This is a genomic window from Streptomyces sp. NPDC059696 (assembly GCF_042733745.1).
GTDB lineage: Bacteria > Actinomycetota > Actinomycetes > Streptomycetales > Streptomycetaceae > Streptomyces.
In genome coordinates this window covers 114,582-129,515 of record NZ_JBHWFG010000017.1, presented here as the reverse complement: position 1 = coordinate 129,515, position 14,934 = coordinate 114,582, and the positions used below count along the sequence as shown (strand labels likewise).

At 72.1% G+C, this 14,934-nt stretch carries 8 protein-coding genes; 1 reads left to right on the top strand and 7 read right to left on the bottom strand.

The annotated features are described in order from the left end of the window. Positions 1 to 29 precede the first annotated feature (29 nt). The 6 genes from ACFV20_RS20485 to ACFV20_RS20460 form a co-directional block, all read right to left on the bottom strand. Positions 30 to 2,222: a glycoside hydrolase N-terminal domain-containing protein gene (locus tag ACFV20_RS20485; protein ID WP_385658441.1), complete on the bottom strand. Its 2,193-nt coding sequence runs from the start codon at positions 2,220 to 2,222 to the stop codon at positions 30 to 32. Next, a complete protein-coding gene (locus ACFV20_RS20480; RefSeq protein WP_385658439.1) occupies positions 2,219 to 4,183 on the bottom strand; it encodes a beta-galactosidase in 1,965 nt (654 codons plus the stop codon). Before ACFV20_RS20480 ends, ACFV20_RS20485 begins: the two co-directional genes overlap by 4 nt. Next, positions 4,183 to 6,399 carry a WD40/YVTN/BNR-like repeat-containing protein gene (locus tag ACFV20_RS20475; protein ID WP_385658438.1) on the bottom strand — a complete coding sequence of 739 codons (2,217 nt, stop codon included), beginning with the start codon at positions 6,397 to 6,399 and terminating at the stop codon, positions 4,183 to 4,185. The genes ACFV20_RS20480 and ACFV20_RS20475 overlap by 1 nt, the downstream gene beginning before the upstream one ends. Positions 6,400 to 6,531: 132 nt before the next feature. Continuing rightward, positions 6,532 to 7,467 (bottom strand): carbohydrate ABC transporter permease, encoded by a 936-nt coding sequence (locus ACFV20_RS20470; RefSeq protein ID WP_385658436.1) that lies wholly within the window; start codon positions 7,465 to 7,467, stop codon positions 6,532 to 6,534. Then, positions 7,464 to 8,507 carry an ABC transporter permease gene (locus ACFV20_RS20465; protein WP_385658434.1) on the bottom strand — a complete coding sequence of 348 codons (1,044 nt, stop codon included), beginning with the start codon at positions 8,505 to 8,507 and terminating at the stop codon, positions 7,464 to 7,466. Before ACFV20_RS20465 ends, ACFV20_RS20470 begins: the two co-directional genes overlap by 4 nt. A 26-nt stretch (positions 8,508 to 8,533) precedes the next feature. Beyond that, positions 8,534 to 10,225 carry an extracellular solute-binding protein gene (locus ACFV20_RS20460; RefSeq protein WP_385658433.1) on the bottom strand — a complete coding sequence of 564 codons (1,692 nt, stop codon included), beginning with the start codon at positions 10,223 to 10,225 and terminating at the stop codon, positions 8,534 to 8,536. 324 nt (positions 10,226 to 10,549) lie between these two features. Here ACFV20_RS20460 and ACFV20_RS20455 point away from each other — a divergent pair, with 324 nt between their 5' ends. Then, positions 10,550 to 13,474 carry a glycoside hydrolase family 3 C-terminal domain-containing protein gene (locus tag ACFV20_RS20455; protein WP_385658432.1) on the top strand — a complete coding sequence of 975 codons (2,925 nt, stop codon included), beginning with the start codon at positions 10,550 to 10,552 and terminating at the stop codon, positions 13,472 to 13,474. 7 nt (positions 13,475 to 13,481) lie between these two features. Here the strand turns inward: ACFV20_RS20455 and ACFV20_RS20450 are convergent, their stop codons facing one another. Continuing rightward, complete coding sequence (locus ACFV20_RS20450) at positions 13,482 to 14,927, bottom strand: aldehyde dehydrogenase family protein (RefSeq protein ID WP_385658431.1); 1,446 nt, start codon at positions 14,925 to 14,927, stop codon at positions 13,482 to 13,484. Positions 14,928 to 14,934: the final 7 nt, after the last annotated feature.

Sequence of the window (14,934 nt, the reverse complement as noted above, 5' to 3'; positions counted from 1 at the left end):
GTCCCTTCCATGGGTGGGGGTGGGGGGAACTACCACGTCCTCAAGGTGAGGACGTGGTCTTCTCCGGCGACCAGGTGGAGGGATTCCGTGCCGGAGGAAGTCCGCAGTTCGACGCGGTGGGTGCGGCCGGGTCTGATGACGGCTTCGGCGCGCTCCCGCGTCCAGGTGAGGTCGAGTTCGGCCCCGAAGCGGGTGCGCACGCCGCGCAGGGCGCCCTCGGGGTGGGCGGCCGGCAGCGCGGGCAGCAGGACCAGCCGGTCGGGGGTCGACTGGACGAGCATCTCGATGAGCACGGCGGGCAGGGTGTGCGCGGCGTCGGCGTTGTAGACGTCGCGGCCGGGGTAGTGCGCGCTCATCAGGGACGTGTGGAAGAAGTCGCCCTCCAGGACCTGGCCGAGGGCGTGGGCGACGCGGTCCGCGTCGCGGAGCCGGGCCGCGACGAGGGCGTGGTGCAGATGGCCGTGCGCGGAGTCGTTCTCGGCGCCCCGCAGGGCGAGGGCCCGGTGGGCGGCTGCCGCGAGTTCGGGGGTGTCGTAGGGGGTGATCTCGTCGAGCGGCCAGACGCCGTAGAGGTGGCTGAGGTGGCGGTGGTCGTAGGAGTCCTCCAGGCCCGGCCAGGCCCACTCGGCCAGGGCCCCGTCCTCGTTGATCCGGTGCGGCGGGAGCCGGTCGGCGAGGGCGTTCCAGCGGTCGGCGTCCGGGGTGCCGGGGTGGTGGGCGGCGGCCGTCCGCAGGGCGTGGCGGGCCGCGGAGAGGTCCATGGCGGCGTTGATCGTGCCCCAGCTCGCGTTCGCGGGCCGGTTCTCGGGCGAGTAGGAGGGCACCACGACGAGGTGGCCGTGCTCGTCGGTTCTGGTGAGGAAGTCCTCGTAGAACAGGGCGACTTCGGCGAGGGCGGCGGCGGTGCGGGGGTCGCGGGTGCCGTGGGTCTCGTCGTGGTCGACGAGCGGCTTGAGCAGCCAGTCGGCGCCGGCGGTCCACAGGTGCAGCGGGTACGCGCGGTCGAAGTGGTAGGAGTGGCCGGACTCGCCGTCGGTGTGCGCGGGGGCGACGACGCCCCGGGTGCCGAACACCGCGCGGGCGTTGTCGCGCCAGTCGGGCAGCAGCCGCTGGATCAGGTGCGCGTGGGCCTCGGTGACCTCGGGGAGGGCGGCGGCGGGGGCCGAGGAGATCTGGAGATTGAGGTTGGCGTCGTTGGTGAACGCGCCGGACCAGGCGGTGTCCCAGTCGCCGGTCCACAGTCCGGTCAGGCGGGGCGGGAAGAGGCCGCTCGCGGAGAGCAGGTGGTAGCGCCCGGCGGCGAAGAGGCGCTCCGGCAGGGCGGCGCTGCGCGGCTGCCGGAGGAGGTCCGAGCCGGGCAGGGCCCGGTCGGCGGGGTCGGCGGCGAGGTCGAGGGTGACGCGCTCGTAGGCGGTGCGGTGCAGGGCGGCGTGGCGGTCCAGGAGCTCGTCGTGGGCGGTCGGCAGGGCGCGCAGGGCACGGCCCTCGGCGACGACGTCGAGTTCGCCGGTGTGGCGGTGCACCCGGGTGAGGAGCAGCACGGACCGGGCGCCCTCGATGTGCACGCCCGGCGGCAGGAGGGTGGTCGTGCCCTCCGTGACCAGGATCTGGGTGACGCCCGTGCAGGCAAGGTCGCTGCCGGGGTAGCGGACCCGCAGGCTGAGCAGGGCGCCCTCGGGGGTGAGGACCGCTCCGTGGCCGACGCCCAGGCCGGTGGGGGCGCCGGGCAGCCGGGGGTCCAGGTCGATGTCGAGGGTGAGGCCGGGTCCCTCGACGTGCTGGACGACGACGTCGTCGGCGCGGGAGACGAAGACGCGTGAGGTCCGGCCGGCCCAGGCCGTGCTCACCACTCCGGTGGTGAAGTCGACGTCCCGGCGGTAGTCGGTGCCGTCGTCGAGGGGACCGGCCAGCCGGATCCGGAAGGCGGGGTGGAAGGGCTGCACCCACTGCAGGGGTCGGCCGTCGGTGAAGTCCTCGGCCGCGGTCGTGTCGCCCGCCAGGAGGCGGTCCTGGAGGGCTGCCAGTCCTTCGGCGAGCCGCGGGGGGCGGGGGTCACGGCCGCCCGGCCGCAGGAGGGTGTGGTGCGTGACGACGACCCGCTCGGCGTGCGGAGCGCCGAACACCAGGGCGCCGTGGCGGCCGTTGCCGCTGAGGAAGCCGTCCTCCCAGCGGGTGGCCGGACGCGGCTCCCAGGTGCCGTGGACGGGGGCGGAGGCGGTCACGGGCGCAGCACCGCCGCTCCGTAGCGGCCGAGGGTGATCCCGTCGGTGACGTCCGTACCGGTCAGCAGGTCGCGGTGGGTGCCGGGCACGTCGACGGTCACCGGCTCGCGGCCGTGGTTGAGCACGAACATGAGCTCTCCCCGGCGTACGGCCTCCACCTGCTCGGGCAGGCCGTCGAGCACCGGCCGGACGCCCGCGCCGGCGGCGATCGAGGCCAGCAGGTCGCGCAGCGCCGCGGGTTCGGGGAGCGTGGAGACGTACCAGGCGCGGTCCTTGCGCAGCACCGCGGGCATGCCGTCCAGTTCGCCGCCCTTGTAGCAGGTCGTGTGGTCGGGGTCGGCGGGCTCGATCTCCTCGGACCACAGCGTGCCCGAGAAGCCTTCGCAGGTCACGGTCTCCCCCGCCTCCAGCGGCCACCACTCGTGCAGGGTGCGGATGCCGAACAGTTCGCGCAGCCGGGCGTCCATGCCGCCGGGGCGCACCCGGTCGTCCTCGTCGGCGACCCCGGTGAGGAATCCGCAGACGAGGGTGCCGCCCTGCCGTGCGTAGGCGAGGAGGTTGCCGATCGCGGTGTCCGTGAGGGCGTACAGCTGCGGTACGACGACCAGCGAGTAGGGCGTCAGGTCGTGCTCGGGGTGGGCGAAGTCGGTGGTGAGGTGGGCCTGCCACAGGGCCCGGTGCCAGGCGCGCAGTACGTCCGGGTACTGCACCAGGGTGGACGGGCGGCCGTCCTGGGCGCCGGCCCACCAGGAGTGCCAGTCGTGCAGGACGGCCACGTTCGCGGTGAGGCGCTGTCCGGTCACCTCGGGCGCGATCCGCCGCAGGTCGGCGCCGAGCCGCTTGACCTCCTGGTACGTGCGGCCCTCCTCCCCCGCGTGGCTGACCATGCCGGAGTGGAACTGCTCCGCGCCCTGCCGGGACTGCCGCCACTGGAAGTAGCAGACGGCGTCGGCGCCCCGGGCCACGGCCTGGAGGGACCACAGCCGGTTGAGGCCGCGCGGCTTGGGGTGGTTCACCCCGCGCCAGTTGACCGGCCCGGCCGCCTGCTCCATCAGCATCCAGGGCCCGCGGGCCTGTGAGCGGGTCATGTCCTGGACCAGGGCGCCGTGCTGGGCGCCGAGCGGGTCGCGCGGGTCGGGGTAGAGGTCGACGGAGACGACGTCCTCCTCCTCGGCCCAGCGCCAGGCGTCCTGCCCGCACCACAGCGGCATGAAGTTGCTGGTGACCGGCAGGTGCGGGGTGTGCCGCCGGACGATGTCCCGCTCGGCGGTGTAACACTCCAGGAGCATGTCGGAGGTGAACCGGCGGAAGTCCAGGACCTGGCCGGGGTTGCGCAGGTAGTGGGGCAGGCGGGGCGGGAGGACGCCGTCCCAGGTGTCGTAGCCCTGGCTCCAGAAGGCGGTGCCCCAGGCGGTGTTGAGGGCGTCGAGGGTGCGGTACTTCTCGCGCAGCCAGCGGCGGAAGGCGGCCGCGGCCTGGTCGCCGTAGTCGTAGGTGCAGTACTCGTTGTTGATGTGCCACATGGTGAGGGCCGGGTGGCCGGCGTAGCGGGCGGCCAGGTCCTCGGTGATGGCGGCGGCGTAGCGCCGGTAGGTGGCGCTGGCGTGCGAGAAGTGCTGCCGTCCGCCCCACCACTCGGTGCGGCCGTCCTCGGTGACGGGCAGGGTGTCGGGGTGCAGCCGGCCCATCCAGGGGGGCGGCGAGGAGGTGGGGGTGGCGAGGACGACGCCGATGCCGTGGTCGTGCATCAGGTCCATCAGCGTGTCCAGCCGGCCGAACTCCCGTGCCCCGGGTTCCGGTTCGAGTGCCGACCAGGAGAAGACGCCGAGGGTGACGGAGTTGACTCCGGCGTCCTTCATCAGCCGGACATCCTCGTGCCAGGTCTCCTCCGGCCACTGCTCGGGGTTGTAGTCGCCGCCGTAGAGCAGCCGTCCCCGGGTCGCGTCGCTCAGTCCGGGCATCAGACGGGCTCCCCGTACTGCACTCCGCGTCCGTTGGTGGCGAGGTAGACCCGGCCGTACACGCGCGGGTCACCGGTGATCGCCGCGCCGGTCCAGCCCCACTGGTGCCGGTCGTCGTTGATCCGCGTCCAGGTCTTCGCCTCGTCGTCGGAGCGGTACACGGCGGTGCCGGTGCCGACGGTGCCGACGGTGCCGACGGTGCCGACCATGAAGAGGGCCGGGTGGGAGGCGCCCGCGGCGGCCTTGCCGAAGCCGAGGGTGTAAGCGGCCCGGCAGCTGCTGACCTCGGTGAAGCGGGCGCCGCCGTCGGTCGAGCGGTACAGCCCGTTCCCCTTGAGGCTCAGCCACAGGTGACCGGAGCGGCCGGGCGTGAGTGCCAGCTGGAACTCGGTGTCGCCCGCGTTCAGGCCGGTGGCCCGTGCGGTGAAGGTCCGGCCGCCGTCGGTGCTGGCGAAGAGCGTGCCGGTGGTGGTGTCGAAGGCGTAGAAGCGGGCCGGGTCGACGGGGTCGGCGACCGGTGCGGCCCCCCTCGGGAAGGAGGCGACCTCGGACCAGCCGGCGCCGTTGTCGGCCGAGCGGTAGCCCGGGTTGCCCGAGCCGAAGGACCACAGCAGCACACTGCCGTCGGCGTTGGTGGCGATCGGCCCGGGCGCCGACCGGGCCACGTCCGGCTGGGCCGCGAAGGGCGCCCAGGTCCTGCCGCCGTCGTTCGAGAAGGCACCGTTGCCGTGATCTCCCCAGCCGGCCCGGACGACGTAGGACGGCTCGGCCGCGGCCAGTGACAGGCCCGTCGCCGTGCCGAACACCGGGTTCGACGCCATGCCGCGCGAGGGGGACGCCGTGAGCCGCTCGTGGTACATCACACCGATGTCCCCCGACCCGCTGATCAGGTGTGCCTCCCCGGCCGGGGGCGAGATCAGCTGGCGTACGGACGCCTCCTCCAGCCCGCGGATCCGCGGGGCCCAGTGCCTGAGGTCACGCGTGCCGTACAGGGTCGCGCCGGTGCCGTAGAGGACGTGCCGGGAGTCGAACGGGTCGAGGGCGACGGCCTGGATCCACCAGCCGAACTTCGGCCGGTCGGCGCCCCACGTGAGATAGGGGGTCTCTGAGACGTCGAGGACGGCCCTGTCCTTCAGGGACGTCCAGGTGCGGCCGCCGTCGGTGGTGCGGTACAGGGTGTCGACCAGCGACCAGCGGTTGTTGGTGGAGACGACGACGGTGCCGGGGCGGCGCGCGTCGACGGCGACGCCGCCGTAGCCGAAGGAGTCGGTCCCGCCGTCGTTCGTCGTCCCGCCGGGCCGCACCGGCGTGACCTCGGTCCACTTGCCGTTCGTGGTCCGCAGCTTGTGCACGCTGCCGTCGGACTGGCCGTTGGGTCCCGGGGCGTCGGCGTAGGTCACGTACAGCTCGCGGGTGTGCCGGTCGTACGCGGCCCGGACCGGCACCTTGGCGGCGGTGCCGCCGGGCTGCCCGGGGACGGCCTCCCAGGTGGTGCCGGCGGTGGTTCGGTACAGGTGCGCGGACGTGCCGCCGGAGTCGCCCCAGCCGGCGTAGACGGCACGGCCCGCCGCGACCAGGAAGGTGATGCCCTGGCCCGTGGGGCGGGGCACGGCCGGGAAGGGCACGGGCTGCCAACGGGCGCCCCGGTCGGTCGACTTGAGCAGTCCGTCGTGCCGGGTGCCCAGCCACAGGGTGTCACTGTCGCGCGGGTCGACGAGCAGCCGCTCCCCGCACCCCCGCCCGTCCTCGTTGGCCCCGAGCTTCACGTCGAGGTCGGTGCGCTGCCAGGTGGCTCCCCGGTCCTGGGAGCGCAGCACGGCCCCGGTGCCGGCCCAGGACTGCGTGTACGTCCCGAGGGCGAGGTACAGCCGGTCGGGATGCGCCGGGTCGACGGCCATGGCCTCCACGCCGAGCAGGTTCCAGTCGTCCCAGCCGATGTGGTCGGTCAGCGGGACCCACCGGTCGGCGCGGTCGTCCCAGCGGTAGGCGCCGCCGATGTCCGTGCGGGCGTAGGCGAGGCCGCGGACGGAGGGGTGGAACAGCACCCCGGTGATGAATCCGGTGCCGCCCTGCACGGCATTGCGCCAGCGGTAGCCGCTGCGCGCGGGAGTGACGGCGGCATGGGCCTGCCCCTCGGCCGATGGCAGGGAGACGGCCGCGGCGGCGGCAGCGGTCCCGGCGAGAACGGCACGTCTGGAGATGCTGGACGCATGCATGACACACACCTCGTCGTTCGGTGAGGGAGGGGGGAAGGAAAGCGCCCTGCAAGGGCGCGGGGAACTGGGCGACCTGCCATGCGCTGCCCGCGGCCGCCGGACGACAGGAGCACCCCACCGGGTGGGCGTCGGTCAGCCCTTGACGGCCCCGGTGAGCATGCCCTTCTTGAAGTGCTTCTGGACGAAGGGGGAGAGCACGGCGACGGGCAGCAGGGCCATCACCATCACGGCCATCTGGACGGCCAGTCCCGACAGCTGCCCGGTCTTGATGGCCTGTCCCAGCCCCACCGGCGCCTCCTGCTTCTGCACCAGCTGGATCATGACGTTCTGCAACGGCATCATGTCCTGATCGTTCAGGTACAGCGACGCGTTGAACCAGGCGCTCCAGTACCCGACGGCGTAGAAGAGCGTGATGACCGCGATCACCGCCCGGGACAGCGGCACGACGATCTGCCACAGGATCCTGAAGTCACCGGCGCCGTCGATGCGCGCACTGTCGACGAGTTCCTGCGAGATCCCCATGAAGAACCCGCGCAGCACGAGGATGTTGAACACGCTCACCGCACTGGGCAGGATCAGCGCCAGATAGGTGTCGGTCAGCCCGAGGGTCTGCACCAGCAGATACGTCGGGATGAGCCCGGCGCTGAAGAACATCGTCGCCAGCAGCGTCATCAGGATCCAGCGGTGCCCCAGGGACCCCGTCCGGGACAGTCCGTACGCGCACAGGACGGACACGGTCATCGAGAACAGCGTGCCGAAAAGGGTGACGAGGAGGCTGATGATCGTGGCCCGGGTGACCTGGCCGCCGCTCAGCAGCTCCCGGTACGCGACGAAGGTGATCCCCTTCGGCACCATCACCAGCCCGCCGGCCTCGTCGATGGTCTTCCGCGACGACAGGCTCGTCACGACGACGATCCACAGCGGGAAGAGGATCGCGAGGCAGGCCAGCGACAGCGCGAGGCCCTTGCCCGCGAGGCCCGCCCTGGACGGCTGTTCCTCCCAGACCGGACGGGGCGGGGACTGCCACCGGCCCCGCTCACGCACGGGTTTGTCGACGACGGCGGTCACTTCTTGTACACCCCCTGCTCGCCCATGAGATGGGCCACCTTGTTGGCGACGAGGACCAGTCCGAGGCTCACGACACCCTTGATCAGACCGGCCGCGGCCGCGTAGCTGAAGTCCTGGTTGCGCACGCCGTTCCACCACACGAAGGTGTCGAGCACCTCTCCTGCCCCGGGCCCGACGGCATCGCGCTGCAGCAGGATCTGTTCGAAGCCGACGGTGAGGGCGTCACCGACGCGCAGCACGAGCAGCAGGGCGATCACCGGGCGCAGCGCGGGGAGGGTGACGTGCCACATGCGGCGCCAGCGGTTCGCGCCGTCCATGGCCGCGGCCTCGTAGAGGTCCGGACTCACCGAGGCGAGGGCGGCGAGGAAGACGATGATCCCCCAGCCGACGTCCTTCCAGATGCTCTCCGCGGTGACCAGCAGCGGGAAGGTGCCCGGGTTGGTCATGATGTCCAGACCGTCGTACCCGTTCTCCCGCAGCAGCTGGGAGAGGATGCCGGCGCCGCCGAAGAGCTGCTGGAAGACGGCGATGACCAGGACCCACGAGAAGAAGTGCGGCAGGTAGAGCACGGCCTGCGCGACGGCACGCACCCGCGGCCTGATCACGCTGTTGATGAGCAGCGCGAGCAGGATCGGGATCGGGAAGAACAGCACGATCTGGAGGACGAACAGGACCAGCGTGTTCTCGACGGCGTTCCAGAAGGCCGAGTCCTCGAAGATCCGCCGGAAGTTCTCCAGGCCCACGTAGGGACTGTTCAGAATGGAGATGACGCCGTTGTCACTGATGTACGGGTCGTACTCCTGGAACGCCACGACGTTGCCGAGGATCGGCACGTAGTTGAAGAGCAGGATCAGACCCAGGGCCGGCAGGGTCATCAGAAGCAGCAACCGGTCGCGTCTGAACCGGGCCTTGAGGCTCAGCCTGCCCGTCGGGCGCCAGCCGGCGGAGCCGGTGTCACCGTCGGAGGCCACCGGGGTCCCGGGGCGGGGAATCTTCGTGGTCGCCTCGGCACTGCCGCGAGGCACCGTGCTGTGGGACACAGCCTTCTCCTTGCCTCGGTACCGGATCAGTTGGCCGCGCTGCCGTTCTCGTCGAGGATCCGCTGGTACCAGTCGCGCAGCTTGTCGCCGCCCTTGCGCTTCCACTCGGAGACGAACTGCTGCACGTCGCTGACCTTCCTGCGGCCGCGGACGACGTCGTCCTCCAGCTGTTCCATGTCGTTGGAGAGGTTGGTGTACCGGGCGGGTTCGGTGATCTGCATGCCCCAGAAGGAGGACTTCTCGGCGAAGGCGCCCATTCGCTGCTCCCACTCGACCTGGCCCTTGGCGACCTCGGGGAAGTCGGGGTGCGCGAGGGTCGCGGCGGGGCTCGCGACCATGACGTAGGCGTTCATCACCTCGATGTTGCCCTGGTCGGTCTTGACGGGGACGCCGTCCTTCACGGTGTAGTGGGTGCCGTCGACGCCGTAGTTGGTCATCATGTACTCCTTGGTGCCGTACGGCGCCGCGGTGACGTTGGCGACGGCGAGCACGTCGCGGACGACCGACTCGGAGGCCTTCTTGTTGACGAAGGCGAAGATGCCGGCGGGCTGTTCGGCCCACAGGGTGGGGTCGCCGCCGTCGTGGCCCCAGACGTCCATGCCCCAGATCTTGAAGTCCGGGTTCTGTGTGGCCTGTTCAGCGGTGCGGCCCCACCACTGGGAGATGTTGTTGGGGTAGATCAGGAACTCGCCCGCCGCGAACTTGGGCCCGGGGTCGGGGGCGTTCTTGCCCATCTTGGAGTCGGGGTGGACGACCCCGGCGGCGAAGAGCTTGCGGGACCACTCCAGCGCCTCGAGGAACTCCTCGGTCTCGATGCGGTTGACGAGCTTGCCGTCGACGAGATTCCAGCCGAGCGGCTTCTCGCTGCCCGAGAGCACACCGAAGGCCTGGAAAGCGGTCCACTTCATGTCCAGGCAGGCCCAGCGCTTGGCCCTGGCGTTGGTGATCTCCTTGGCCAGGTCCATGAACGCGTCGCAGGACGTGGGGACTTCGTACCCCTCCTTCTCGAAGATGTCCTGCCGGTACAGGGGCACCATGGAGGGGGCGGACGGCTGCGGCATGGGCAGGCCGCGCAGTTTGCCGCCGAAGATGGAGCGCCGCCAGGCATCCGTCGGGATCGCCGCGAGGTTCGGGTACTCCTTGACCCTGTCGCCGGTGAGGTAGGGGCCGAGGTCGGCGAACTTGCTGATGATGGCGCTGGGTATCTTGCCGCCCATGTTCCAGCCCGGTACCACCACGACGTCCGGGACGTCGCTGGAGGCGAGGACCGCGCCGAGCTTCTGGTCGTAGGTGTTGCCGTCCTGGTTCTGCCAGACGACGTCCACGCCGATCAGGTCGTTCATCGCCTGGTAGTAGGCGTTGTCCTGCTTCGGCGGTGACCCCCAGAACGGCGACATGACGGTGACCTTGCCGCCCTTGCCGAGCTTCTTCGGCACCGAGGTCTTCAGGCCGGCGAGGTCGAGCTTGCGGGTGAAGCCGAGTGCGGAGCCGTTCCTGGACGGGATGTCCGGCGTCACCACACTGCTCGCCACGTACGCGGGAAGGAGCTTCTTCGCGTCCTTGCCCGACGTGGTGCCGTCCCGCGACCCGCCCTCCGACCCGCCGCACGCGGCGAGCAGCGGCATTCCGCCCGCCACGGCCGCGGTGGCGACCGCCGTGGAGGCGAGGAAGCTCCTCCGGCTCGGTCCGGAGGGGGCGGGGGCGGCGTTCGGCGTCATTTGCGTCAACCCTTCGTGGCGCACCAGGACACCCGGCGGTGGGCCGTCGGCTGCGGTGTCTCGAGTGGAACTGGCTGAGCGGAAGCGGGACTTCGACCAGAGGAGCATCGCGAGTCGAAGCGCTTCGAAGTTGCTGTGAGGTTAAGTGAACACCCCAGGGCGCACAAGGCTCGTCCCCAAACTTCCTCATCGACACCGATAGGGACCGATCCTCATGCGCGCCTTGAAGAGACAGCCCCGGTCCCTTGACACCCGCCCGTGCGGCGACCCAGCATCGAAGCGCTTCGAAAGCGCCTCGCCGATCCAGCGCAGGGGGAACCCCACGTGACCGCACACCCGCCGCCCACCGCACCGTTCCGCGATCCGCGGCTGCCGCTCGCGAAGCGCGTCGACGATCTGCTGGGGCGGCTCACCCTCGACGAGAAGATCTCCTTCCTGCACCAGTTCGTGCCCGCCGTCGAGCGGCTCGGCGTCTGCGCCTTCCGCACCGGCCAGGAGGCCCTGCACGGCGTGGCGTGGATGGGCCCGGCGACGGTGTTCCCGCAGGCGGTCGGCCTGGGCGCCACCTGGAACCCGGAGCTGGTGCGCCGTGTCGGCGACGCGGTGTCCAAGGAGGTCCGCGCGATGCGCGCCAAGGACGACCGGGTCGGCCTGAACGTCTGGTCCCCGACGGTCAACCTGCTGCGCCACCCCCTGTGGGGCCGCAACGAGGAGGGCTACTCGGAGGACCCGAAGCTCACCTCCGCGATCGCCACGGCCTACACGCACGGCCTGCGCGGCGATCACCCCGTCTTCTGGCGCACCGCACCCGTGCTGAAGCACTGGCTGGCCCACAACAACGAGACGGACCGCGCCACGACGTCGAGTTCGGTACGCCCGCGCGTGCTGCACGAGTACGACCTGAGGGCCTTCCGCGACACCGTCGAGGCGGGCGCGGTGGCCGGGGTGATGCCGGCGTACAACCTGGTCAACGGCCGCCCCAACCACGTGTCGCCGTACCTGCGCGAGCACCTGCGGACCTGGACCGAGGAGGATCTGCTGGTCTGCTCGGACGCGGGGGCACCGAGCAACCTGGTCGACGCCGAACACTACTTCGACACCCACGAGGAGGCCACCGCCGCCTCCCTCGTCGCGGGTGTCGACAGCTTCACCGACCACGGCACCGACTCCTCGCCGATGACCGGGCGGCTGCGCGGCGCCCTGGAGCACGGCCTGCTGACGGAGGCCGACATCGACACGGCCGTCCGCCGCCAGCTGTCGGTCCGCTTCCGGCTCGGCGAGTTCGACCCCGGTGACGACCCGCACGACGCGGCCGCCGCGTTCGACACCCCGGCGCACCGCGACCTCGCCCGGGAGGCGGCCGAGCAGGCGATCGTGCTGCTGAAGAACGACGGGGTGCTGCCGCTCGCCCCGGACACCCGGATCGCGGTGGTCGGGCCGCTCGCCGACGAGTGCAAACTCGACTGGTACAGCGGCGCGCTCCTGCACCGCTCGACGCCGCTGGAGGGGCTGTACGAGCGGTTCGGCGCGGAACGGGTGGAGTTCGCCGAGGGCGTGGACCGGGTCCGGCTGAAGACGTCCGCGGGGACGTTCTTGCACGTGCCGCCGGCCGAGGGGGCCGCCGACGAGGTGCGGGGCGCCGCGGGCGCGCTGGACCCGGCGCTGCTCGCGGGCCGCACCGACCTGCCCGCGCTCACGACCGACGCCGACGGCACCGAACTGGCGCTCGCGGACTGGGGCGAGGGCGTGCTGACCCTGCGCGCTCCCGACGGCCGTTACCTGTCGGTCGCCGACGACGGCCGCCTGCGCGCCTCCGCCGACCAGCCGGGCGGCTGGATCGTGCAGGAGACCTTCCGCCTGGAACCGCACGGGGACGGGCACCTCCTGAAGCACCTGGGGACGAATCGCCACGTGTGTGTCTCCGCCGACGGCGTGAAGGTTGCCGACGAGGACCCCGAGGTCTTCGAGCTGGTCGTCGCCGAGCGCGGCGAGGAGGCGGTGGCGCGGGCCGCCGCGGCGGCCGACGTGGTCGTGGTGGTCGCGGGCAACGATCCGCACATCAACGGCCGCGAGACCGAGGACCGTACGACGCTGCGGCTGCCCGCCGGGCAGCAGCGGCTGCTGCGGGCGGCCCGGGCGGTGAACCCGGCCACCGTGCTGGCGCTGGTCTCCGCCTACCCGTACGCCGTGGACCCGGCGCGGCTGCCCGCCGTGCTGTGGACCGCGCACGGCGGCCAGGCGGCCGGCACCGCCCTGGCCCGTGTCCTGGCCGGCGACGTCTCCCCCGCCGGCCGTCTGCCGCAGACCTGGTACGCGGACGACGCCGACCTGCCGGACCTGCTCGACTACGACGTGATCGGCTCCCGCCAGACCTACCTGTACTTCGGGGGGACCCCGCTGTTCCCCTTCGGGCACGGCCTGTCGTACACCTCGTTCGCCTACGGCGGCCTGACGGCCCGCGTCGAGGGCGGGACCGTGCGTGTCTCCTTCTCCGTCACCAACACCGGCGACATCACGGCCGACGAGGTGGCCCAGCTCTACGCCCGGGCCGTGGACCCCTGTGTGCCACGCCCGCGCCGCGAGCTGCTGGACCACCGCCGCGTCACCCTCGCGCCGGGGGCGACGGCCTGCCTGGACTTCGACCTGCCGCTGTCCGTCTTCTCGTTCTGGGACGTCGCCCAGGACCGCCGGCGCGTGGAGCCGGGCGCGTACGAGCTGCTGGCCGGGGCGTCCTGCGAGGACGTCAGGCTGCGGACGACGATCACGCTGGAGGGCGAGCCGACCCTGCCGCGCGCGGTCCTCACCGACGGCCTCCCGGCGGCCCGGTACGACGAGCAGAGCGGCACCGAGATCGTCGACCGGACGAAGGCCGCGGGCGACGCCGTGACACCGGCGGGTGCCGGGACGGGTGAACTGGTCTACCGCGCCTGCGACTTCGGGCCGGGTGCCGCCGAGGTGACGGTGGAGGTGACCGGCGAGGGCACGGTGGAGTTCTCCCTCGACGGCGGCCCGGTCCTCGCGGTGCTGTCGCCCGCCGCACCGACCCGGGGCCGGTACGACTACGTCACCCTCGGCGCGCCGGTCAGCGCCGCGGGCGTCCACGACGTGCGTATCAGGCTGTGCGGCCCGCTGCGGCTCGCGCATGTCGGCTTCTCCGGTCGAGGGTCCGCCGAGCGCCGGCACACGGAAGGGGCCCGGCACCGGAAGGCACCGGTGCCGGGCCCCTTCACGGACCCTCTGCGGACGTGAGGGCGAGCTAGAGGTCGATGCCGGTCAGGACCAGCACCCGCTCGTACGTGTAGTCCTCCATGGCGAACCGCACGCCCTCGCGGCCCACGCCGGACTGCTTGACACCGCCGTAGGGCATCTGGTCGGCGCGGTAGGACGGCACGTCGCCGATGACCACGCCACCGACCTCCAGGGTCCGGTGGGCGCGGAAGGCGGTCTGCAGGTCGTGGGTGAACACGCCCGCCTGGAGGCCGTACTTGGAGTCGTTGACGGCGGCGAAGGCCGCGGCCTCGCCGTCCGCCTTCTGCACCGTGAGGACCGGTCCGAAGACCTCCTCGCAGGAGATCGTGACGTCGGCCGGGACCTCCGCCAGGACGGTCGGCGCGTAGGAGGCGCCGTCGCGCTTGCCGCCGGTGAGCAGCTGCGCCCCGGCGTCCACGGCCTCCTGGACCCACGTCTCGACGCGCCGGGCGGCGTCCTCGCTGACCAGCGGGCCGACATCGGTCTTGTCGTCGCTCGGGTCGCCGGTGACCTGGGCCTCGACGGCGGCCACGATGCGCGGCAGCAGCCGGTCGTACACCGAGGCGTCGGCGATGACCCGCTGCACGGAGATGCAGGACTGGCCGCCCTGGTAGTTGGAGAAGGTGGCGATGCGGTTCGCCGCCCGGTCCAGGTCCTCGTCGCTCGCCCAGTCGGCGAGGACGACGGCCGCGCCGTTGCCGCCCAGCTCCAGGGTGCAGTGCTTGCGCGGCACCGAGTCCATGATCGCGTAGCCGACCTTCTCGGAACCGGTGAAGGAGATCACGGGCAGGCGCTCGTCCTGCACGAGGGCGGGCATCTTGTCGTTGGCGACCGGCAGGATGCTCCAGGAACCCGCGGGCAGCTCGGTCTCGGCCAGCAGGTCACCGATGATCAGGCCGGACAGCGGGGTCGCCGGAGCCGGCTTCAGGATGATCGGGGCGCCGGCGGCGATGGCCGGGGCGATCTTGTGGGCGCAGAGGTTCAGCGGGAAGTTGAACGGCGCGATGCCGAGCACGACACCCTTCGGGAAGCGGCGGGTGAGGGCGAGCCGGCCCTGGCCGCCGAGGTCGGTGTCGAGCCGCTGGGCCTCGCCGCCGTTGAACCGCCGGGCCTCCTCGGCCGCGAAGCGGAACACGGACACGGCCCGGCCGACCTCGCCGCGCGCCCACTTCATGGGCTTGCCGTTCTCGGCGGAGATCAGCCGCGCGATCTCCTCGGTGCGCTCGGCCAGGCGCTTGCTGACGTGGTCGAGGGCGGCGGCCCGGACGTGCGCGGGGGTGGCGGCGAACTCGTCCAGCACGGCGTGCGCGGCGGCCACGGCCTCCTCGACCTGCGCGTCCGTCGGCACGCTCACGGTGCCGACGAGCCGTCCGTCCCACGGGGAGGTGACGTCGAAGGTGTCCTCGCCGGTGGCCTGGCGGCCGGCGAGCCAGAAGGCGTGGGTGGAGGTCATGTGGGTT

Coding starts and splice junctions, on each gene's coding strand:
- ACFV20_RS20475 (WP_385658438.1), bottom strand. CDS start 6,399: ATGCATGCGTCCAGCATCTCCAGACGTGCCGTTCTCGCCGGGACCGCT.
- ACFV20_RS20450 (WP_385658431.1), bottom strand. CDS start 14,927: ATGACCTCCACCCACGCCTTCTGGCTCGCCGGCCGCCAGGCCACCGGC.
- ACFV20_RS20460 (WP_385658433.1), bottom strand. CDS start 10,225: ATGACGCCGAACGCCGCCCCCGCCCCCTCCGGACCGAGCCGGAGGAGC.
- ACFV20_RS20480 (WP_385658439.1), bottom strand. CDS start 4,183: ATGCCCGGACTGAGCGACGCGACCCGGGGACGGCTGCTCTACGGCGGC.